The 22,034-nt window shown below is 35.1% G+C and carries 17 protein-coding genes and 1 pseudogene; 6 read left to right on the top strand and 12 right to left on the bottom strand.

Features of this window, described 5'->3' with window-relative positions:
* The first annotated feature begins 136 nt into the window (after nt 1-136).
* The gene (gene lepA, locus C8C84_RS02910; protein ID WP_121312100.1) at nt 137-1,933 is read left to right on the top strand and encodes a translation elongation factor 4; all 1,797 of its coding nucleotides are present in this window, start codon (nt 137-139) and stop codon (nt 1,931-1,933) included.
* Nucleotides 1,934-2,051: 118 nt separating this feature from the next.
* Here the strand turns inward: lepA and C8C84_RS02905 are convergent.
* A pseudogene (locus tag C8C84_RS02905) lies at nt 2,052-2,977 on the bottom strand (1-phosphofructokinase family hexose kinase).
* A gap of 88 nt (nt 2,978-3,065) precedes the next feature.
* Here C8C84_RS02905 and C8C84_RS02900 point away from each other — a divergent pair.
* A complete protein-coding gene (locus C8C84_RS02900; protein WP_121314952.1) occupies nt 3,066-4,052 on the top strand; it encodes a YafY family protein in 987 nt (328 codons plus the stop codon).
* Nucleotides 4,053-4,058: 6 nt separating this feature from the next.
* On the opposite strand, the gene C8C84_RS02895 is transcribed toward C8C84_RS02900, so the two are convergent.
* Nucleotides 4,059-4,544: a DinB family protein gene (locus C8C84_RS02895; protein WP_121312099.1), complete on the bottom strand. Its 486-nt coding sequence runs from the start codon at nt 4,542-4,544 to the stop codon at nt 4,059-4,061.
* Between the two features lie 135 nt (nt 4,545-4,679).
* Here C8C84_RS02895 and thiL point away from each other — a divergent pair, with 135 nt between their 5' ends.
* A complete protein-coding gene (gene thiL / locus C8C84_RS02890; protein ID WP_121312098.1) occupies nt 4,680-5,726 on the top strand; it encodes a thiamine-phosphate kinase in 1,047 nt (348 codons plus the stop codon).
* 187 nt (nt 5,727-5,913) lie between these two features.
* Here the strand turns inward: thiL and C8C84_RS02885 are convergent, their stop codons facing one another.
* The 8 genes from C8C84_RS02885 to C8C84_RS02850 form a co-directional block, all read right to left on the bottom strand.
* A complete protein-coding gene (locus C8C84_RS02885) occupies nt 5,914-6,579 on the bottom strand; it encodes a response regulator (RefSeq protein ID WP_121312097.1) in 666 nt (221 codons plus the stop codon).
* Nucleotides 6,576-8,624 carry a sensor histidine kinase gene (locus tag C8C84_RS02880; RefSeq protein ID WP_121312096.1) on the bottom strand — a complete coding sequence of 683 codons (2,049 nt, stop codon included), beginning with the start codon at nt 8,622-8,624 and terminating at the stop codon, nt 6,576-6,578. The genes C8C84_RS02885 and C8C84_RS02880 overlap by 4 nt, the downstream gene beginning before the upstream one ends.
* Nucleotides 8,625-8,754: 130 nt before the next feature.
* Nucleotides 8,755-8,994 carry a hypothetical protein gene (locus C8C84_RS02875; RefSeq protein ID WP_121312095.1) on the bottom strand — a complete coding sequence of 80 codons (240 nt, stop codon included), beginning with the start codon at nt 8,992-8,994 and terminating at the stop codon, nt 8,755-8,757.
* A gap of 327 nt (nt 8,995-9,321) precedes the next feature.
* Complete coding sequence (locus C8C84_RS02870; protein ID WP_121312094.1) at nt 9,322-11,343, bottom strand: tetratricopeptide repeat-containing sensor histidine kinase; 2,022 nt, start codon at nt 11,341-11,343, stop codon at nt 9,322-9,324.
* Between the two features lie 20 nt (nt 11,344-11,363).
* Nucleotides 11,364-11,735: a hypothetical protein gene (locus tag C8C84_RS02865; protein ID WP_121312093.1), complete on the bottom strand. Its 372-nt coding sequence runs from the start codon at nt 11,733-11,735 to the stop codon at nt 11,364-11,366.
* A gap of 324 nt (nt 11,736-12,059) precedes the next feature.
* Complete coding sequence (locus C8C84_RS02860; protein WP_121312092.1) at nt 12,060-12,716, bottom strand: response regulator; 657 nt, start codon at nt 12,714-12,716, stop codon at nt 12,060-12,062.
* 32 nt (nt 12,717-12,748) lie between these two features.
* A complete protein-coding gene (locus tag C8C84_RS02855) occupies nt 12,749-13,633 on the bottom strand; it encodes a LytTR family DNA-binding domain-containing protein (protein ID WP_121312091.1) in 885 nt (294 codons plus the stop codon).
* 308 nt (nt 13,634-13,941) lie between these two features.
* Nucleotides 13,942-15,483: a glycine--tRNA ligase gene (locus tag C8C84_RS02850; RefSeq protein WP_121312090.1), complete on the bottom strand. Its 1,542-nt coding sequence runs from the start codon at nt 15,481-15,483 to the stop codon at nt 13,942-13,944.
* Nucleotides 15,484-15,580: 97 nt separating this feature from the next.
* On the opposite strand from C8C84_RS02850, the gene C8C84_RS02845 reads away from it, so the two are divergent.
* The 3 genes from C8C84_RS02845 to C8C84_RS02835 all read left to right on the top strand — a co-directional run bounded on the left by C8C84_RS02845 (nt 15,581) and on the right by C8C84_RS02835 (nt 18,370).
* On the top strand, nt 15,581-16,264 hold the full coding sequence (locus C8C84_RS02845; protein ID WP_121312089.1) for a ComF family protein: 684 nt from the start codon (nt 15,581-15,583) through the stop codon (nt 16,262-16,264).
* A gap of 71 nt (nt 16,265-16,335) precedes the next feature.
* Complete coding sequence (locus C8C84_RS02840) at nt 16,336-16,656, top strand: hypothetical protein (RefSeq protein WP_147406805.1); 321 nt, start codon at nt 16,336-16,338, stop codon at nt 16,654-16,656.
* Nucleotides 16,657-16,777: 121 nt separating this feature from the next.
* Complete coding sequence (locus C8C84_RS02835) at nt 16,778-18,370, top strand: Ig-like domain-containing protein (RefSeq protein ID WP_121312087.1); 1,593 nt, start codon at nt 16,778-16,780, stop codon at nt 18,368-18,370.
* A 31-nt stretch (nt 18,371-18,401) separates the two neighbouring features.
* Here the strand turns inward: C8C84_RS02835 and C8C84_RS02830 are convergent, their stop codons facing one another.
* The gene (locus C8C84_RS02830) at nt 18,402-19,166 is read right to left on the bottom strand and encodes a nitrilase family protein (RefSeq protein WP_121312086.1); all 765 of its coding nucleotides are present in this window, start codon (nt 19,164-19,166) and stop codon (nt 18,402-18,404) included.
* 38 nt (nt 19,167-19,204) lie between these two features.
* The gene (locus C8C84_RS02825; protein ID WP_121312085.1) at nt 19,205-22,030 is read right to left on the bottom strand and encodes a GH92 family glycosyl hydrolase; all 2,826 of its coding nucleotides are present in this window, start codon (nt 22,028-22,030) and stop codon (nt 19,205-19,207) included.
* Nucleotides 22,031-22,034 lie beyond the last annotated feature (4 nt).

The raw sequence follows: 22,034 nt of genomic DNA, 5'->3' as shown, positions 1-22,034 counted from the left end.
ATTTGCCGATTAAACGCACGCGCGTTTTTGCCCATCCGAGGACATTGGCCGAACGGAGCGAAGCTAAAAATTGACAGATTTACGAAGATGACATGCGAAGCATTAGATGTTTCCAATAAGACAATATTAAGTTTACATGAAGCATATTAGAAATTTTTGCATTATTGCACACATTGACCACGGAAAAAGTACGCTTGCAGACAGACTTCTTGGCGCTACACAAACCGTTTCCGCTCGTGAAGAGAAAGCCCAATTGCTTGACAATATGGATTTGGAGCGTGAGCGCGGGATTACGATTAAGAGTCACGCCATCCAAATGGAATACAAATACAAAGGCGAAGATTATATCCTAAACCTTATTGATACTCCGGGACACGTTGATTTTTCGTATGAAGTTTCGCGTTCGATTGCTGCTTGTGAAGGAGCGCTTTTGATTGTAGATGCGGCTCAAAGTATACAAGCACAGACGATTTCCAACTTGTATTTGGCTTTAGAAAACGACTTGGAAATTATTCCCGTATTAAATAAAGTGGATTTGCCAAGTGCTAATCCGGAAGAAGTCAGTGATGACATTATCGATTTATTAGGTTGCAAAATGGAAGACATTATTCACGCTTCGGGTAAAACCGGCTTTGGTGTGGAAAATATTTTAGCGGCTATTATTGAAAAAATTCCTGCTCCAAAAGGAAACAAAGACGAACCTTTACAAGCCTTGATTTTTGATTCCCATTACAATCCTTTCCGCGGTATTGAAGTTATTTTCCGTGTCAAAAACGGTGAAATTAAAAAAGGGCAAAAAATTAAATTCATGGCCACCGGTAATGAATATTTTGCAGATGAAGTAGGAACGTTGAAGTTAAATCAGGTTCCGAAAAACGTAATTTCTACTGGCGATGTTGGGTATTTAATTTCCGGTATTAAGGAAGCCAAAGAAGTAAAAGTGGGTGACACTTTAACCGATGCCAAAACGCCAACGACCAATATGATTACAGGTTTTGAAGATGTAAAACCAATGGTTTTCGCCGGAATTTATCCTGTTGATACTGATGATTACGAAGATTTGCGTGCTTCGATGGAGAAACTGCAATTGAATGATGCTTCTTTGGTGTTTACACCGGAAAGTTCGGCCGCTTTAGGTTTTGGTTTCCGTTGTGGATTCTTAGGCATGTTACACTTGGAAATCATCCAAGAACGTTTGGAGCGCGAATACGATATGACCGTAATTACTACGGTTCCCAACGTTTCCTATTTGGCTTACACCAAAAAAGAACCGGAAGTTGGTTTTGTCGTGAACAATCCATCTGATTTACCGGAACCATCGAAATTAGACCGAGTTGAAGAGCCGTTTATCAAAGCGACCATCATAACCAAATCTGATTATGTTGGTAATGTAATGAGTTTGTGTATTGAAAAACGCGGTGTGATTACCAATCAAACTTATCTAACTACTGAAAGAGTAGAGTTGAATTTCGACATGCCTTTGGCAGAGATTGTATTCGATTTTTATGATAGATTGAAAACCGTTTCCAAAGGTTATGCGTCGTTTGATTATTCTCCAATTGGAATGCGAGCGTCTAAATTAGTTAAATTGGATGTTTTATTGAATGCGCAATCTGTGGATGCGCTTTCCGCTTTGATTCATGAAAGTAACGCTTACAACATTGGTAAAAAAATGTGTGAGAAACTGCGTGAATTAATCCCAAGACAACAATTTGACATTCCGATTCAGGCGGCGATTGGTGCCAAAATCATCGCGCGTGAAACGATAAAAGCATTGCGTAAAGACGTTACCGCCAAATGTTACGGTGGTGATATTTCGCGTAAACGTAAACTCTTGGAAAAGCAGAAAAAAGGAAAGAAAAGAATGCGTTTGGTAGGTAATGTTGAAATTCCTCAAGAAGCGTTTATGGCAGTTTTGAAACTGAACGATTAAAAGAATATCTGAGTAACTGAGAATAGCATATAGAGAAACCCAATAGCGAAAGTTGTTGGGTTTTTTGTTTAAACCATATAAGTCATGTAAGATTCTTAAATGACTTATATGGAGAGAATCACTGCATTCCTTCGAACAATTGTTCTGCATCTTCTTTTTTGAAAAGTTGCGTGCCTTCATTCATGGTGGCCGCTGTTCCGCAGGAAACGCCCCATTGAAGGACTTCTTTTAAAGTTTTGTTTTGTGACAAAGCCCAAATTATTCCGCCGACCATGCTGTCTCCGGCACCTACGGTACTTTTCTTTGTGACTTTGGGCGCTTTCACCAATTCGGTTTGGTTTTTGGAAACCAAAATTGCGCCTTTTTCTCCTAGGGAAACAACAACAATTTCTGCGCTTCCTTTTTCGATTAAAGTTTTGGCTGCTTTTTCTACTTTGGGTAATTCTAACCTTTTTACTCCAATTAATTTGGCCAATTCACCTATGTTTGGCTTAATCATATAAACCCCTTTTTCCAGTACTTTTTGTACCGCTTCACCTGAAGTATCCACAATTACTTTTATTCCGGAAGCTTTTGCGGTTTCAGCAATTGTTTGGTAGAAATCCGTTGTAAACCGTCATTTAAACTTCCGCTAAGGACTAAGTAGGTTGTTTTTAGTTCTTTTATTGTTGTTAAAATAGTTTTGATTTCTTCGGCTGAAAATTCTTCTCCCGGAAATCCAAATCGGTATTGCGCTTTAGTACTGTTTTCAAAAGCAATAAAATTTTCTCTGGTCCAGTTTTTGGTTTTTATGACGATACTTTCTATACCTTCATTGGCAATTAATTCTTCTAATTTTTCACCTGTTGAACCACCGGAAGTTGACACACAAAGAGAATTCCCTCCTAATTTAGAAATGGCTTTAGAAACATTTATTCCGCCACCGCCGGCATCGTATCTTGGTTTTTCACAACGAATTTTTTTTTCGGCAACCAATTCTGAAAAATGGGCGGATTTATCTAACGATGGGTTGACCGTAAGGGTAATGATTTGATATGTTTTCATTGTAAAAAAATTAATTATAGTAAAGGTGCGAAAATTTATTGTTTTTCTCCTTTTACTATAAAATACTATCTTTGGATAAATGTCTTTTATGTTAGATGATTCCCCCAAACGGTTTGACCGTATTATCGCCATTCTAATTCAATTACAATCGAAAAAGGTTGTAAAGGCTCAGGAATTAGCGGAACGTTTTGAAGTGAGTTTGCGTACCATTTACCGTGACATTCGAACGTTAGAATCCTCAGGAGTGCCTATATATGGCGAAGCCGGAATTGGATATTCATTGGTTGACGGCTATCGTTTACCACCGGTTATGTTTACCCGCGAAGAAGCCAGCAGTTTTATTGCTTCCGAAAAGCTAATGCAAAAATTTATTGATAAGGAATTGGGACAGCATTACCAATCGGCTATGTTTAAAATTAAATCAGTGATGCAAAGTTCGGATAAAGATTGGGTTTCGAACATCGAATCAAAAATACTGATTCAACCGCCGAACGGCGATTTATTCAACGAGAATGTTCCTAATGCCATGGCAATCCTTTTTAAAAGTATAGCCGATAAAACACAAGTTGTTTTAAACTATCAGTCCATAGAAGCCGAAAATGCTTCCTTGCGAACTATTGAGCCTGTTGGAATTTTTCACGACAATAACAGTTGGTATGTTTTGGGGTTTTGTCATTTGAGAAATGATTATCGTCAGTTTCGTGTCGATCGAATGGAAGGAATTAAAAAAACCGAAATTTCATTTACTAAAGAGCATGATGCTTTAGAAACTTTTTTGGATAAAGAAAAGGAATCGCCAACAACAACTGTCCGACTTTTAGTTGATAAAAAAATCAGCAAATACCTTTCTTATGAAAAAAACTACCACGGATTTGTTTCGCAAAAAAATGTAGGCGATTCAGTAGAGATGACTTTTTTGTCCCGGGATTTAGAAAATGGTTTTGCCCGTTGGTTTTTAATGTATGCCGATTATGCCGAAATAATTGAGCCATTATCATTGAAAGACCGAGTTGTAGAATTAATGAATATTTATCGCCAACGATTGCAAAAAAAAGCCCCGACTAATCGAGGCTAAATTTTTTTACCAACGTTCCCAAAAGAACGGTGGCTCAATGCCTAAAGCTCTTAAGTAGACATAACCTTGTCCGCGGTGGTGAATTTCGTTATCGATAAAATAAAAAATGTTTTGGTAAATAGGGAATTCATATTGCCCGAACAAATTGAACGTTTTTTCGAAATCTTCTTCGGGGATTTGTAACCAAAGGCGGTTGATTTCTTCGGTGGCTTCGTCCCATTTTTGCAAATATTCCGCTTTGGTGGTTAATACAAATCCTTCTTCGGTGTAAGGTTGACTATCTCTTGAAATAATGGCTTTCAAAGCCGGAACGGCAATCGAAAGTAACTCAGAAGCCAAGCCCGAAAAAGGACGCATACCGCCAACAGAAAATTCAAAAAATTCTTTTTCAGGAAAAGCTTCGATAACGCGGCGTGTTACAAAACGATGGCCTTGCCAGTGGCGTAATAACTGTTCTTTTGATAAGATTGATGAGGTGTTCATAGTTTCCATAAGTTGATGTTTTTTATTTATAAGACAAATTTATAAGGCAGAAATGACAACAGTATGTCAGTAGGAATTTGAAAGTTTAAATTTTATTTAAAAAGAGAAACTGTTCGTACCTTTGCAACCTTAAACTTTGAAACAATGTTAGAAGATAAAATTCCGCAACGCACTTCACTATCCCAATTAGGCGAATTTGGGTTAATTGACCATTTGACCAAAAATTTTGATGTAAAACAACCCTCGACTTTGAAAAGCATAGGAGATGACGCTGCTGTTTTGGATTTTAAGGATAAAAAGGCCGTCGTTTCAACCGATTTGCTGATTGAAGGAGTTCATTTTGATTTGTCTTATATGCCTTTACGTCATTTGGGTTATAAAGCTGTTGTGGTGAATGTTTCCGACATCTGTGCTATGAATGCTAAACCAACACAGATAACGGTTTCCGTTGCAGTTTCTAATCGTTTTCCATTGGAAGCATTGGAAGAACTGTTTGACGGTATTGCTTTAGCGGCGAAGTTCTATAATGTGGATGTTATTGGTGGTGATACTACTTCTTCACAAAAGGGATTGATTATTTCGATTACGGCTATTGGAGAAGCGAATGCAGAAGATATTATTTACAGAAACGGAGCAAAAGATGGCGATTTGTTAGTGGTAACCGGTGATTTAGGTTCGGCTTATATGGGATTGCAGGTTTTGGAGCGCGAGAAGCAAGTATTTCAGGTGAATCCGAACAACCAGCCCGATTTGGATGCTTATACTTATTTAATTGAACGCCAATTAAGACCTGAAGCCCGTCATGATATCAGAGATTTATTGCAAAAACTGGAAGTGAAACCGACTTCAATGATTGATATATCGGATGGTTTGTCTTCTGAGATTATTCATATTTGCAAGCAAAGTAAAGTCGGCTGTAATTTATACGAAGAAAAGATTCCGGTAGATCCACAGTTTATCAATGTTTGCGAAGAATTCAACATTGATTCAACAACCGTAGCTATCAATGGTGGCGAAGATTATGAATTGTTGTTTACCATAGCTTTAGATGATTTTGATAAAATAAAAGCCAATCCGAATTTTACCGTTATTGGACATTTAACACAGGAAAGCGAAGGCATACACTTAATCACAAGAGCTAACACTAAAATCCCTTTGAAGGCTCGTGGGTGGGACGCTATGGATTCATAAAAAAAGCGATACCGAAGTATCGCTTTCCCCCTAAGTCTTGAAAAATTAAGAAGCAGTTTGAAGTTTTATAACTACTTGATTAATTCTACAAATACTAACCCTGAAATCATTCAGCTAAGTTAGGTATTGTAGTTATGTGGTTAATTACGGTTTACCGCATATTTGGTTACGGTTTACCGTAATATCGTTAAATGACACCTTTATTCTTGGCTTCTCTGATTAAATCTACATCAGTTCCGCCTGCAACTTCAAGTATTTCACGAATATTTAGTTTTCTTTTTTCGATAGCACTCAGAGAAAGCGGTATGTAGGTTGGCAAATCTTTAGTCTTAACGCCTTTTGATAAGTGAAATAGAATTTGTTTGTCGAAAACATCTAATTCAATGTTGTTGTATTGGGCTTGACCTACTAATTTTATCACGGTTTGGCTGTAATAACTTTCGTCATTGATGATTTTGTCAAAGGCAAATAGCAATTCATCAAAGGTTAAATCGTTTTTGATGATTAAACCACTTGGGTTGATGTTTTTGATGATATTGTTAATTTTAAGTAACTCGGTATGCATGGTCAAAAGAATGACTTTGCATTCCGGCATTTCGGTTTTCATTAACATGGCTAAGTCTTCTCCGGAATAGATTCCTTTCTCAGCATATTCGGGCATACTGATGTCAAAAAAAGCGATGTCGAATTTTTTAGCCGAATCTACGATGTTTTCATAGCCTGTTTTGCAGTTGCTGGCTTGTGTTACTACAAATTCAAAGCCTTTTTGGCCATATTTATTAATTGCATTTTTGTAGGCTTCAATAATAAAGGGATGGTCATCAACGATTAAAATTTGGATAGGGCTTTTCATTCTTGTTCTACAATTATAGGTTGTTTTGTTTCTATTGGTATGGTTATTACAATTTTAGTTCCGTTGCCTTTTTTAGAAGCAATGTCGATAATTCCTTTGCAATCATGTGTCCTGGAAATCATATTTTGCATGCCGATTCCTTTGCTTTTCTTGTTGACATCGAATCCAATTCCGTCGTCTTGGATTTTCAAATATACATTTTCTTCATTGCCTTTTATCTCTACCAAGATGTTTTTAGCGTTGGCGTACTTATTAATGTTTTGCAAGCCTTCCTGTAGGATACGGTATAAGTTGATTTTGATAGCATTGCTTACTTTATCCCAGATCACATTTTCATCAATAGTATAATTGACATTGACTTCAAAGGAAGTTTTTTGTTCTTCTAATAAATTATGAACGATAGAAACAAAGTTATTAATTAAAACTTGTTTTTCTCTATTTAAGTCGTGGGATATTTCGCGAATGTCTTGTTCGATGGTTTTGAGTTCATTTAACAATTCAAAACGTTTTTGTACCGCATCCTCTTCGGTGCTTGAATTTAAGCTGTCTAAGTTTAAGCGCAAACCAAACATTCTGCCTAAAACACCATCATGTAAATCTTGAGCCAAGCGTTTTTTCTCTTTATTTCGACTTTCATCAATAATGGCTTGTTGCGACATCATCAGGTTATAAATGTCTTCGTTCGCTTTTTGCTGGGCTTGTTTGTATAATAACTCTCGAGTTCTGGCTCTTTGAGCTCTTACGACAAATAATAATACTACTAAAATAAAAGAAACTACAAAAACATAAAGCAGGTTTCTGTTGCTTTCTGCCAGACCTTCGTTTTCTTGGATGATTTCGTCGGTTTCTAACGCTAAACGAGCAAACTTTTCTTGGGATAATCTTTCTACATCCTGAATACTATCATTTATTCTAATATAATCTTTGGAGTATTTGGAAGAATTTACATTGTCTACAACTGAAGCCTGTTTTAATGCTGCTAAAAAGTCTCTTGAAATTCCGGTGCTTTTTGCCTGAATTAATGCTTCAGTTGCAAATTTTTGTGATAGTTGATTTTGCTTTGTAACAAAATAGTATTCAGAAAGATGTATTTTGCTTAGCACAATTAGGGTTTTTGCATCAATTTGTTCTCTAACTTTTAAAGAAGTATAAAATAAATTTGGTAATCCCTCATAATCATTTAATTTAAACTTACAATAGGCCAAGTTGTCAGTTAATAAACTATATAGCTCTGGGTCGTTATCAATGATTGTCTTGTCTTTTAATGCTTTAGTATAATTCTTTATAGCCTCTTTATAGTCGCCTTTGTTTTGATAAACATATCCTATATTGTTTAGACAAGTTGCTTCTTGATAATTATCAGTTAAATTATTTTCTTTGATTATTTCTAAGGTTTTTGTATAATATTTAATTGCCTTTTCATAATCTTTAGTTTCATTAGCCACTATTCCCATCATGGTAAAAATGACATATAATTTATCATTTTGATTAGTGTCTTTTAATAATGAGTATGCTCGTGTCAATGAGCGGTCAGATCCAACAAAGTCTCCAACATTATATTGAATGACGCTTTTTGAGCTTAATACGGCTCCTTCATTGTTTTTATCGTTTAAAGATTTAAATAATTTTTCAGCTTTAGAAAAATAAATGAAAGCACTGTCATTTACAGCTGTTATCCTGTAATAGCCGGCAAGATATCTATATCCTTGTGCTAAATTTAAGGTATCTTGACTTTTAATTGAATTATTAATTAATGTAGTGGAGGATTTTTTTAACTCTTCAGAGTTGCCTGTTTTTAGGAATCCGATAGAAATATCAAGTAAATGATTTCGAGTTATTGAGTCATTTGATTGTGTTATAGCTTTTTCAAAAGCTTTTTCAAAATAAAGTTTTTTTTTGTCTACAGAAATTTCATTTACATTAGCCAATCTAATATAAATAGCAGTACTGTCTGAGTCAGTTTTGTTAACAGGTTTTTTTTGTTCATTTTTTGAACAGCTTATTAATAAACAAAGAATAAAGAAAAAAGGGAAATTTTTTTTCAAACTGTTTTCATGTTAATTTTTCAAAAATAGTAAACAAATAAAAAAAACCACCTTTAAAGGTGGTTTTTTTATAATTTAAATTTTTTATAATTTTTTCATATAACATTGAGGCTTTTTTACCGTCAAGTTATTATCCATTTCCTAAACCTGGGGTTTTACTTCCTCCGATAGTAAATCCGTTTCCTAAACCTGGAGTTTTGCTTCCTCCGATAGTAAATCCATTTCCTAAATCTGGAGTTTTACTTCCTCCAATAGTAAATCCATTTCCTAAACCTGGGGTTTTACTTCCACCAATTTCAGTCGGTGTTGTAAATGAAGTAACTACAAGCATTAAAGCTAATAATCCAAATGTTGTTGCTAATTTTTTCATAATTTGAGACTTTTTATTGTTAATGTTTTTGTTTCAATTTAAAGAGTGTGTTGTTCATATTGCTTTTGGGGCTTTCACACTTTCACGATGTAAAACTAAAAAGGATGTCTCTGTGAATCCCTATATATAAAGATGTTTGTGGTAGAATGACCTCGTTTGTGAGTGAATGATAGTCAAATCTGGGTGAATGATTTTGAAGATTTTCTAAAAATGTTGATAATTAAAAGGATTTGTTGACAATCTTTTTTTAAAGTGTTGTCATTTGAATGATCTCAAGAATAGAAATATTTTTGGAAGAGGATAAAAAGATAACAGGACTAATTTTTATTAGTCTCTTTTGGGGATTGTGATATTGATTGTAGTTCCTGAATTGGTTTTAGAACTAATCTTGAATTTGCCTTTTAAGAGTTTAATTCGGTATTTCATGTTTTGTAAACCGATTCCATTTTTTGATGAAGAATGATTTAATCCTATACCGTCATCTGTAATTGAAAGATTAATATTTGCGCCAACCTTTACAATATTTATTATTGCATTTTTTGCTTTTGCATGTTTGAGAATATTGTGACTAGCTTCTTGGATAATTCGATACAAATTCATTTTCTTGCTATTAGATATAGCGTTCCAATCAATGTAAGAATCAGTTTCTATTTTAAAGATTGTATTGCTAGCCCTATTGAGGTCTTTTATATAGCTATTCAATAATTTATTGAAACTATTAGTGCCTGAAAAAACTTCCTGATTTAGATTATGTGCAACATTCCGAATTTCTTTTTCAATATTTTGAATATCCTTGATATAGTCCAAACATTTTTTAACAGTAGCCTCGTCACGACTAATAGATAATATAGAAAGATTGAGTCTGGTGCTGACCAGTTTATTCATAACTCCATCATGCAACTCAAGCCCAATACGTTTTTTCTCTATTTGTCGAGCTTCTTCCTCCTTGCTTTCTTGTGTTAACATAAGTTGGTATATTTCCTCATTCGTGTTTTGTTCTGTTTGCTTTATGCGAAGCTCTTTTTGTTTTAATCTTTGGCGAGCAATGATGAAAACCAAAATGGAAATAAAAAGAAGAAAAATGGCGACTATAATCACAAAAGTTCTATGTTTAACAGCAGTGTCTTTTTGTTGTGTTATCTCGTCTGTTTCTAACTGGATTTTATAATATTGATTTCTAGAAGTCCTTTCTGCAAAAAGGATACTGTCATTAATCCGGTGGTATTCTTTAATGTATATTGGAGCTTTCTTTGGGTTTATACTGCCGGCATGACTTAAGGCGATTAGATAATAATAAGACGCTTTTGATTCTTTAGCTAATTTCAACGCTGATTCAGCATGTAAATTAGCTTTTAGGGAATTGCCCTTTTTAGAAAAATATTCTGATAAATTAATGTCGCATATAGCACTTTCATCTTTTAATTCTAAACTATCAAATATTTTTTTTGATTTTTCAAATAAAGTTGGAATTTGTAATTGATTTGTTTTTAAATAACAATAGCCTAGGTTATTTGATATAAATCCTAATAATTCTGGATCTTTTTCAAACAAGTTCTTTTCTTTAAGTGCTAATTTGAAATAAAAAATTGCTGCTTTGAAATTATTTTGTTCTCTATAAACATTACCAATGTTATTCAAACAAGATCCTTTTGGGCAGCTATTTTTTTTGTCATCAAATTTGTCAATTAAAAACATCGCGTCTTTATAACATTTTATAGCAAGCACATTTTCTCCTATTGATTGATTTATGTTACCAATTAAAACTAAACTTTTAAATTCATGCTTGTAAAGTTTATTTTCTTTAAAATAGTTATAAGCCTTTTTAGCCGAAAGTTCTGCGCCTAAATAGTCATTTATGTCGTTTTGGATAAGTGATTTGTTAAGATTAATTAAGGCAATCTCATATTTATTGTTCATAAATTGATAAATCTTATCTGCTTTTGAATAATTATAAAAAGCAGAGTCTTTAACTTTTGTTAAATGATAAAAATGTCCTTTATACTTATGATATCTTGCAATTCCTAAACTATCTTTTTTTTCAAAAACTTTGTTGCTGTATAATTTTATTACTTTTTCGAAACTTTTAAAATTATTTGCTTTTAAATATAAATAATTGATTTTACTCAAATACTCCCTAGTCAAACTATCGTTCCTCTCCAAATCCAAAAAACCAAGCGCTTTATCATTGTACTTTATCCTTTTTTCAAAATCCAAAGTGTCATTTCCGGCTAAGTCAAGGTATTTTTGGATAGAGTCATTGGTAGCGGTAGTTTTTTTATCGGCTAAGTTGGAGTTGCAACCGATGAATATAACAAGAAGTATTAATAAAAAGACAGCTCTTTTGTTCATATAGCCAATTTAATTAAAAATCATATTATCCCTATTGCAATGGCGATTAATTGTGTTCGAAGTTTTTTTATTGCTGAGATTATTGAGGAATAAAAAGCGGTAACCGAACCGGTTATCGTTGTTGATACATTGTCGGAAGTAGTTGTTATAGATATTTCAATGGTTAGATTAGAGTCTTTTTCTTTTTTATTGGTAGAATTTGGCGTGGTAATTTCGTTTAAAATTTTCTCTGAATTCTCATCAAAATCTGTAAGGGAATCAAATTCATAAGTAATGGTCTCATCACCTGTTTTAATTTTTAAATAGGCAGATTCGTGTTTGTTTTTATCTTGGGCGATACCCAAAGAGGAAAACAAAACAAAAGTTAGACAAATCAATAATATTTTTTTCATAAAAACAGTCGCTACTTTAAAACAATACAGCCCAAGCTTTAAGTCGTCCAAACATCAAAGCCAAGGCTGCATTTTGGTTGGTTTTTGCATACTCCTGTTTAATAACAAACCCAAAATAAACAGAACAAAATTTCAATTAATTTTCACCAAATAAGATACCACTCAAATTTAGCTACATACTCAAGATGGTAAGTCTTGCTTTTTTACCAATAATAAAATAGATTTTTTATTGAAGTAAAATTAAAAGACAAAAACGACTTACTGTTACACTAAAAGTGTACATTTTGTTAAAGTTTGCGAATGAAGGAATAAATCTAGGAGAACTTAAATAAAACCTTGTTTTCTAGCTTCTCTTAGAATGTCTTCGTCTGTGCCTTTTTCAATGTCAAAAAACTCTTTGATGATTACTTTTCTTTTGTCAATGGCACTTTTGGATAGGTTTAAATAGTCGGGAAGATTTTTTGTTTGTATGCCTTGAGACAATAACATAATTATTTGTCTGTTATAGCTGTCCAGCACTTTGTCTGATTCTTTTAATTCTTGCTTGAGACTAATAATGGTACTGCTGAAATAACTTTCACCTTTTACAATGGTGTCAAAAGCAACCAAAAATTCATCGGCCAAAATATCACTTTTCACCAAAAGCCCTTCAGGATTGCCTTCTTTTAAAACTTTAAGTAATAATAGTGATTCCGAATGTGAAGTTAGCATCATGATTTTGGTTTCCGGTAAATATTGTCTGATTATCGGAACCAGATCAGCACCACAATGAATATTTTTCTCGATAAATGGTGGCATGGTGTAATCTATCATCACTACATCAAAAGGTGTTTTGGTAGTTGAGATTAAATGATAAGCAGATTCACAGCTAAATGCAGTTTGTATCTCTAAAATATAACCATAAGGATTATATGATAATATCGATTTATAGCCTTCAATAATCGGAGGATGATCGTCAATCATTAATACAGTTACTTCCATACTCAAGTTTTAGTAAATGTATTATTTTTCTTCTATATCTCCAAATAATTTCCGCCGGCGATTCGGGTGATGATTAAATCGACATTGTCTTTATAGGATTTGGAGAATGGTAATTTAGTGGTAGAATTTTTAATATAACAAACTGTATTTCCGGTATGAATTCTCGAAACTTGCTCTACATTAATAATGTAACTGTTGTGTATGCGAAGGAATTGTGTTTGTGGTAAAACGGTTTCAAAATGCTTTAAGGTTTTGAAGGCCGTAATCATTTCGCCATTATTCAAGTGAATATCGGTGGAGTTGTTATCGGCTTCAAAATATAGAATATCATTTGAATCAATATATCGGTAATCACCATAGGATTTGACACAAATTATCAATGATTGTTCTTTTTGAACTAGAATCGGATTTTCAACCGTTGCCGGAATTGTTTTTACTTCAACGTCTGTCTCTGCTGTTTCTAACTCTTCGGTTAGGGTTTCATCCAAAACTTCAAAAGTCGCTGCCGGATTTTTGACTTCCATGTGTGGCAAATCGGACTTGATGGCGCGGTCAAATTTGAGTATTGCTTTTCTAAAATCATTGATGTCTAAAGGCTTTAGTAAGTAATCAACTACTTCATATTTCAAGGCGTCGTAAGCTAAATCTTTTTTGGCTGTAGTGATGATGATTTTAGGAACAACACTTAGATAACGATACAATTCATTAATCAATGACAAAGAAAGATTACTCTTTTTATCAGAAGGATCAATTTCGAGAAAAACTAAATGGGGTTGGTGTTCTAAGATAAGATTTACGCCTTCGTCATAATTATTGGCTGATGCGACAAATGACAAGTTACGAAAGCGCTCAGCTATTGCCTGAGTTTTCGTGACATCGTCCTGATTGTCATCAATAATTATATAAGTGTGGCTCATGAACGCTTTTCCGTGATTTAGGAGAAAGCATCATCAGTTAAATTGACAGGTAGTTTTGGGGAAACTAATTGTTGGGCTAAGATTGCATTTTATAATTAATCCCAAAAATAAAAACGATTAAACGTCCGTATTTTCGTTGTAACGAAATTATAATTTTGATTGCTCAATGTTGGTAAATGTTGACAGAAACGTTAATACTGTTAATATGTGTGTTTTAACTCGGATAAATCCTTACAAAAACAAAAAGCCCAAACTCTTAGTGAATTTGGGCTTTTTTCCTCTTTCGAGGTAATGACAATAGGTTGGTATTACATTTTCATCAACCAGTTTCTCATTGAAACTTCGTTGCCAATTATGTCTCTTAATGCTGAAATTTTAACGCGGTCCTGTGCCATGGAATCTCTGTGGCGTATGGTAACGGTTTCATCCTCTAACGTTTGGTGATCAACCGTAATACAGAATGGTGTTCCCAATGCATCTTGTCTTCGGTAACGACGACCCACCGCATCTTTTTCGTCATAAGCAACGTTGAAATCCCATTTTAAATCTTCGATGATTTTTTGAGCCACTTCCGGCAAACCGTCTTTTTTTACTAATGGTAAAACCGCTGCTTTGGTTGGTGCCAAAACCGATGGCAAACTTAAAACGGTTCGGGTTGAACCGTCTTCCAAAGTTTCTTCTTTTAAAGATGTGGCGAAAACTGATAAGAACATTCTATCCAACCCAACCGAGGTTTCTACTACATAAGGAACATAGTTAGAATTGGTTTCGGTGTCAAAATATTGCAGTTTTTTGCCGGAGAATTGTTCATGTGCTTTTAAATCGAAATCGGTTCTTGAGTGAATTCCTTCTAGTTCTTTGAATCCGAAAGGGAAATTAAACTCGATATCCGCTGCCGCATTGGCGTAGTGTGCTAATTTTTCATGGTCGTGGAAACGGTAATTTGCTGCGCCTAAACCAAGCGATAAATGCCATTTCAAACGGTTTTCTTTCCAGTATTCGTACCATTTCATTTCTTCACCCGGTTTTACGAAAAACTGCATTTCCATTTGTTCAAATTCTCGCATACGGAAAATGAATTGTCGCGCTACAATTTCGTTACGGAAAGCTTTTCCGGTTTGGGCAATTCCAAACGGAATTTTCATTCTTCCGGTTTTTTGAACGTTTAAGAAATTTACGAAAATACCTTGAGCCGTTTCCGGGCGCAAGTATAAATCCATCGCATTCTCAGCAGAAGCTCCGAGTTTGGTGCCAAACATCAAGTTGAATTGCTTCACATCCGTCCAGTTTCTTGAACCGGTTTCCGGATCGGCGATTTCTAACTCTTCGATTAACGCTTTTACATCTTCTAAATCTCCGGCACCAAGCGAACGACCCATTCTTTCCAGAATTTCACGCTCTTTTGCCAAGTATTCCATCACACGCGGGTTGGTGGTTTTGTATTGCTCTTCGTCAAACGATGCTCCAAAACGCTCGCGGGCTTTTTCGATTTCTTTTTTGGCTTTCAGGTTTAATTTTTCGGCATAATCCTCAATTAAAACGTCGGCTCTGTATCTTTTTTTAGAGTCTTTGTTGTCAATCAACGGATCGTTGAACGCATCCACGTGACCCGAAGCTTTCCAAGTGGTTGGATGCATCAAAATTGCGGCGTCTAAACCGACAATATTTTCATGCATTTGCACCATGGCTTTCCACCAATATTCCCTAATGTTCTTTTTTAATTCGACTCCGTTTTGTGCATAATCATAGACTGCGCTCAAACCATCGTAGATTTCGCTTGACGGAAAAATAAATCCGTACTCTTTTGCATGCGAAACTACATTCTTAAATAAATCTTCTTGTTTTGCCATAATGTTGCAAAAATATAAAAAGCGATGATAAAAAAAGGGCTAAAAATCAATTAGAATAGAATTTTTTTATAATTTTATGTAAGAAAATTACTTTTTTATGTTGAATCACCTGCTGAATTTATTTTTTCCAAAGTCGTGTGCCGGTTGTCATTCCTTTTTATTGCATGACGAATTGGTGATTTGTACGCAATGTCGGCACGAAATTCCGCTGACCAATCACCACAAGATTCAAGAAAATGAAGTGTTCCAAAAATTCTATGGCAGAATTCCGTTAGAGTTTGGCGCTGCCTTATTTTATTTCCACAAAAAAGGGATTGTTCAGGAAATGATGCACCAATTGAAATACAAAGGAAATCAGGAAATTGGCCAAATTGTAGGCGATTGGTATGCGGCAGAATTAAAAGATTTGGAAGCCATTACAACCATCGATTACATCATTCCGGTTCCGTTGCACAAACGTAGACTTCGTGAACGCGGGTACAATCAGGTCGCGAAATTTGGACAAGCTTTGGCACAAAACTTAGCCATTCCTTATGAAGAAACCATTTTGCAACGAAGATTATACACCAAAACCCAAACCAAAAAATCACTTTTAGGTAGGGCTGACATTAGTAAGACTATTTTTGACGTAACTTTTTCAGAAAGTCATCATGGAAAACATTTTTTGCTGATTGATGATGTAATTACAACCGGTTCAACACTAGAGGCTTGTAGTCGTGAACTGCTCAAAATTCCGGATGCGAAAATCAGTATTGTTTGCATGGCGATGTCACACAGTTAATTTTATAGAAAAGGAGTAAATGAAAATATTTTCTTATATTCGTGATGAATTAACTCCTTAAATTTATAGTTATGAAAAAAATATTTTTAGGAATTGCCCTTATTATTTTGTGCCAAAGTTGCTTTAGTTACAAAGCAATGGACAACGATCCAACAAAGATGGAAACGGGTAAAACATATAAGATTAAGCAAAATCATAAGTATTCGAAAGTAGTCTTTCATGATGTAAAAGACAACACAATATTGGTTTCAGAAGATTTTGAGGAAAAACAAATTCCCATAAATGATATCACAGACATCAAAAAAAGGAAATTCTCCATAGTCAAGACTGTAGCGCTACCTTTGTCCATAATAACCGGTCTGGTAGGACTCTTTGCTCTATCATATAATTGACCTTCAAAAAGGGAAAAAAACTTTGTAAATAATGGGTTAATGACCAATTTGTTAACTTTCGACTAAAACATTTCATTCGCACTGAATATAATTGTTATTTTGTGCTTTGAAAAAATGCTTTATGCCAAAAATTCACTTCAAATATTTTTCTTTACTGCTGATTCTTTTAACCATTGGATGTGCCAAGCGCGGCTCGATTACCGGTGGTACGAAAGATACAATTGCTCCGGTTTTAAAATCGAGTTTGCCTAAAAATTTTTCGACCAATTTTACCGGAAAAGAAATCAAATTGGTTTTTGATGAATATGTAAAGCTGAAAAATGCTAACAAGCAGTTGATTATTTCACCACCTATGAAAAATCAACCTGAGATTTTACCTTATAATGCCAGCAAAATAGTGACTATCAAGATAAAAGATACTCTTTTGCCGAATACCACTTATAGTTTCAATTTTGGCCAAAGTATTGAAGATAATAATGAAGGAAATCCGTATTCCCAATTCAAATACGTTTTTTCTACCGGAAGTTATATTGATTCTTTATCGTTGAATGTAAGAGTCAAAGATGCTTTGGAAAAGAAGACCGACAATTTTGTATCGGTGATGTTGTATGAAATTAATGAGAATTTCAATGACTCGACGATTTATAAAAATACGCCGAGATATATAACCAATACTTTAGACAGTTTGGAAGTAGTTAAACTCGAAAACCTAAAGGAAGGAAAATATCTTTTGGTGGCTTTGAAGGACAACGGCAATAATCTATACAACCCGAAGTCGGATAAAATTGGTTTTCAAAAACAATACATTAGCATTCCGAACGACACTATTTTTGAATTAGAATTATTTAAAGAGACTTTACCGTTTAAAGCTTTTAAACCAACATTGGCCGCAAAATCACGAATGTTGATGGGTTATGAAGGCAAAGGTAAAGACACTAAAGTAATGGTGAAAAATGGTTCTGAAATCATTCCGTCATTGGTCACTCAAATGGCTAAAAAAGATTCGTTGCAAATTTGGTTCAAACCTGTAAAAGCAGATTCGCTCCAAGTGACTGTTGAAAAAGACAAGTATAAAACCGATTTCATTGTTAAAATGAAAGCTGCAAAAGCAGACACTATTAATATTAGTTCGGATTTTAGTGGGAATTTACCACTTCGTGGACGATTTTCAATGACTAGTGTTACGCCTTTAGTGAAATTTGATAAATCTAAAATCAGTATTAGAAGCAAAGATTCTACGGTAGTTGATTTTACTGCCGAGTATGATGATTTTAACCAAAAAATGTATCTGGATTTCAAAAAAGAACCACTGGAAAGCTACAGTATTCAAGTAATGCCGGGTGCTATGACTGATTTCTTTGAAAAGGAAAATGACACACTTAACTTTAAAGTAAGCACCAAGAATTTATCAGATTATGCCAATTTAAGGGTTGTTCTGGAAAATGTCAAGACATTTCCGTTGATTGTAGAACTTACAGATAAAGATGGAAAAGTCAAATACACAGAATATACTGAAAGCGCTACGACTATTAATTTTGACGCAATTGAACCCTCAAAATATACTTTGAGAATCATCTACGATAACAATAAAAACAAGGTTTGGGACACGGGAAGCTTCTTAGAAAAACGTCAAACGGAAGAGGTCATTTATCTACCCGGTGAGATTGATGTTCGCCCGAATTGGGATTGGATACAGCCTTTTAGTTTGAAATAAGATTGAAGATTAACTATTTTTGATTGCCGAATTATTGTATTTTAAAATCGTCTTTGTCTTCCAAAAAAGCCAATTTACTTCTCGTTTCTAATATTTTTTCTTTGTTTAATTCGATTATAAAAACGCCATCTGTTTCTTGTGGTTCCAATACATAATTCCCTAGAAAATCAACGGCTTGCGAATGACCGACGTATTCTAAACTATTACTGTCAGTTCCAATTCTGTTGACGCCAATCGCATAACTCATATTTTCTACGGCGCGCGCTTTTAGCAAAATATCCCAAGCATTGATGCGTGGTTTTGGCCAATTGGCAACATAAATTAATAGGTCATAATTTTCCACATTTCGCGAAAAAACCGGGAAACGCAAATCATAACAAATCAACGGACAAATCTTGAATCCTTTGTAATCAATGATTAATTTTTCGGTTCCGGCTGTATATACTTTGTCTTCTCCTGTCAACGTAAACAAATGTCGTTTGTCGTAAGTTTTGAGGTCGCCATTCGGAAAAACAAACACCAAACGGTTGTAAAAATTACCGTTTTCTTCAATTACCAAACTTCCTGTAATGGCGCAGTTTTTGGCTTTCGCCAAATGTTGGAGCCAAGAAATGGTTTCGCCTTGCATAGTTTCAGCAACATTTCTCGGATTCATGGTAAAGCCTGAGGAAAACATTTCGGGAAGGACAATCAAATCGACGTCTTCCATAAAACCCGTTATTTTTTGGGCCAAATGACTTCGGTTTTCGGTTGGATTTTCCCAAGATAATGTGGTTTGGATTAAGGCTATTTTCATTTTTTTAAGGGATAAGGGAAAAGAAATAAGGGATAAGTTTATTTAATGGTTATTTCGTCAATAAAAATAAAGGCATCGCCACCGGCTCCTTGATGCCATTCTGGTAATTTACCGTAATTATAGGCTTTAATTTTTACATATTTGGCTTTGATGGCTGAGTTTAATTTGACACCAAAATTGGTCACCGTATTTTCAGTTTCTGCTGGATCAAGTGTATTGTCAATGGTTCCGGCTAAAGTAAAGTTCACATTATCAGTAGACACATAATATTCTACTTTTGTAGGCATCAAAATCCAAGAGCGCGAATCTTGAAGAAAAGTGCTGTTGCATTCGGTAATGGTTTTTTCAGATTGCAAATCTACAGTCGCTTCAAAATCTTGACCTTGATATCCTTGCCAATCGCCCTTTCTCCAGTTGGTAGTTCCGTTGATTCCGTCTAACAAACCTTCCGCACCGCCGGCATGGTATTGCGGGTTGTATTTTGATTTGATGTCGATGGAGTAATTGTTGGGTTTTTTGAAGAAAGTTGCAGAAATTGTGTCGCTGGTTGCCATAAAATCAGGTGCGAGATAGGCCTCAATTTTTGAGGTTTCGTCTATGATGAATGGTTTTTCATAAAGTTGAAATGTTTTATTATTGTCCATTCTGTAATACGCTTTAAGGCTTTTTTGATCATCCAAAAAATCAAGTTTATTGTAGAGAATGCTAATTTCAATCTTTTCTTTAAACGACTTACTTTTGGCTTCAATAACCGGAACAGGAATTATAGGTTGCCATGAATCTTGATGTGGTTTTTTTTGAAATTCCTCTAATCCGAAATACTGCAAATAATCTCCAGTTCTGGTTTTATCTATGTAATCAACTTTATTTTCATTCAATTGTACTTTAATGGTTTTAAAGTAAGGTTCAGTAGTACTCCAGCCTGCTTTCCCCGGTGTAACCGCATAAATTCCCATTGAACTCAACACATACCAAGCGCTCATTTGCCCGCAGTCTTCATTGCCAATTAATCCGTCTGGTGTGTTTTTGTAGAATTCGTTTAGAATATAATTGATTCTGTTGGCTGTTTTTTCTGGTTTGCCAATGTAGTTGTACAAATAAGTCATGTGATGACTCGGTTCGTTGCCGTGCGCATATTGTCCAATCAAACCGGTAACGTCAACTTGCTCGCGTCCTGTGGTTTTGCTTTCGCTGTTGAACATTTCGTCTAATTTGGCTTCAAATTTTTCGGCTCCGCCGTATGCTTCAATCATCCCGGGAATGTCTTGCGGCACAAAAAAAGAATAATGCCATGAATTGCCTTCAGTAAAGTTGTTATTGACTTCTCTTGGGTCAAAAGGTTTGTCCCAACCGCCGTTTTTCTTTGGTCGCATAAAACCGGTGTTCCAATCGAAGACATTTTTCCAGCTTTGCGAGCGTTTCATGAAATAATCGTAATCGTCTTTTTTGTTTAAAATCAAAGCCATTTGCGCAATACACCAATCGTCATAAGCATATTCCACCGTTTTGGAAACGCTTTCGTGTTCATCATCCATCGAAATAAAACCTTGTCTTTTATAGGCTTCCAACCCTAAATGATCCAACATCGCAGAATGTTTTGCGGCTTCAAAAGCTTTTTCGTAATCAAAACCTTTGATGCCTTTAGCCATTGCATCGGCCATGACAGAAACCGAATGGTAACCAATCATACAATCGGTTTCATTCGACGCCAATTCCCAAACCGGTAATCTTCCGCCTTGTTCGTATTGTTTTAAAAAGGTATTGATAAAATCGGTGGTCCGTTTCTTTTCGATTAAAGTATATAAAGGATGCGCACCACGAAACGTATCCCAAAGCGAGAATACAGAGTAATAATCAAAACCTTCGGCTTTGTGGATTTTGTTGTCGCGACCGCGGTATTTGCCATCGATGTCTTGGGCAATATTAGGTTGCACCATCGTATGGTATAAAGCGGTGTAGAAAATGGCTAATTTATCCGTATTAGTTTCTGTGATTTGGATTTTAGCCAATTGTTGGTCCCAAAGTTTTTCGGCATCTTCTTTGACTTTGTTAAAATTCCAACCCGAGATTTCGCCCATGTTTAGTTTGGCACCTTCATGACCAGTTGGAGATAACGCTACTTTAACCCAAATTTTATCGCCTTTGCTTACGGATTTAGAAAAACTTAAAGCCAATTGTGTTCCTGTAAATAGTTTATCAGTCGAAGTGGCTTGCGCTGCATTGTTGTTTCTGATTTTGTTGATTTGCATCGGTTGGCTGAACTCAATTCGGGCAAAAACGTATTGATCCTTAGCCCAAGCTTCGCTTCTTCGGAGTATTTCAATGGTTTTAGAATTCACAATTCGCACTTCACCTTGTAACAATTTATCGCGGTGGTTTAAATCCAAAATGATGTTGGCTTTGCCCGAATTATTAAAAGTATATTGGTGAAAACCAACACGAGTAGAAGAAGTCAAAGCTACGTCAATGTTGTGTTTATCGAGCTTAACCGAATAAAATCCGGCTGTTGCTTTTTCTTTCGCATGAGAAAAGGTTGAGCTGTATTCTTTAGGGTTTAATGTTGGTTCGCCCATGGTTGGCATCAACATAATATCGCCATAATCAGTACAACCGGTTCCGTTTAAGTGTGTGTGAGAAAAGCCATAAATAGTATTATCGTCGTAATGATAGCCCGAACAGCCATCCCAACTGCCGTCAATTCTAGTATCGGGAGACAATTGTACCATTCCGAAAGGCACAGTTGCTCCTGGATAGGTATGTCCGTGACCACCGGTTCCAATCATAGGATTGACATGTTGGAGGAGATTTTGACCATAAGTTGAAATGGAAATCAGTAAAAATAAAGAGGTAAGTTGAAATTTCATTGCG

Source organism: Flavobacterium sp. 102 (assembly GCF_003634615.1).
Classification (GTDB): domain Bacteria; phylum Bacteroidota; class Bacteroidia; order Flavobacteriales; family Flavobacteriaceae; genus Flavobacterium.
This window is presented reverse-complemented; position numbering and strand designations above follow the sequence as displayed.

Bases quoted from the DNA above. Each gene is read 5' to 3' on its own strand.
- C8C84_RS02835 (WP_121312087.1), top strand. From the start codon at position 16,778: ATGCCAAAAATTCACTTCAAATATTTTTCTTTACTGCTGATTCTTTTA.
- C8C84_RS02845 (WP_121312089.1), top strand. From the start codon at position 15,581: ATGTTGAATCACCTGCTGAATTTATTTTTTCCAAAGTCGTGTGCCGGT.
- C8C84_RS02870 (WP_121312094.1), bottom strand. From the start codon at position 11,343: ATGAACAAAAGAGCTGTCTTTTTATTAATACTTCTTGTTATATTCATC.
- C8C84_RS02825 (WP_121312085.1), bottom strand. From the start codon at position 22,030: ATGAAATTTCAACTTACCTCTTTATTTTTACTGATTTCCATTTCAACT.
- C8C84_RS02850 (WP_121312090.1), bottom strand. From the start codon at position 15,483: ATGGCAAAACAAGAAGATTTATTTAAGAATGTAGTTTCGCATGCAAAA.
- C8C84_RS02855 (WP_121312091.1), bottom strand. From the start codon at position 13,633: ATGAGCCACACTTATATAATTATTGATGACAATCAGGACGATGTCACG.
- thiL (WP_121312098.1), top strand. From the start codon at position 4,680: ATGTTAGAAGATAAAATTCCGCAACGCACTTCACTATCCCAATTAGGC.
- C8C84_RS02885 (WP_121312097.1), bottom strand. From the start codon at position 6,579: ATGAAAAGCCCTATCCAAATTTTAATCGTTGATGACCATCCCTTTATT.
- C8C84_RS02865 (WP_121312093.1), bottom strand. From the start codon at position 11,735: ATGAAAAAAATATTATTGATTTGTCTAACTTTTGTTTTGTTTTCCTCT.
- C8C84_RS02895 (WP_121312099.1), bottom strand. From the start codon at position 4,544: ATGGAAACTATGAACACCTCATCAATCTTATCAAAAGAACAGTTATTA.
- C8C84_RS02840 (WP_147406805.1), top strand. From the start codon at position 16,336: ATGAAAAAAATATTTTTAGGAATTGCCCTTATTATTTTGTGCCAAAGT.
- C8C84_RS02830 (WP_121312086.1), bottom strand. From the start codon at position 19,166: ATGAAAATAGCCTTAATCCAAACCACATTATCTTGGGAAAATCCAACC.
- C8C84_RS02875 (WP_121312095.1), bottom strand. From the start codon at position 8,994: ATGAAAAAATTAGCAACAACATTTGGATTATTAGCTTTAATGCTTGTA.
- C8C84_RS02860 (WP_121312092.1), bottom strand. From the start codon at position 12,716: ATGGAAGTAACTGTATTAATGATTGACGATCATCCTCCGATTATTGAA.
- C8C84_RS02900 (WP_121314952.1), top strand. From the start codon at position 3,066: ATGTTAGATGATTCCCCCAAACGGTTTGACCGTATTATCGCCATTCTA.
- lepA (WP_121312100.1), top strand. From the start codon at position 137: ATGAAGCATATTAGAAATTTTTGCATTATTGCACACATTGACCACGGA.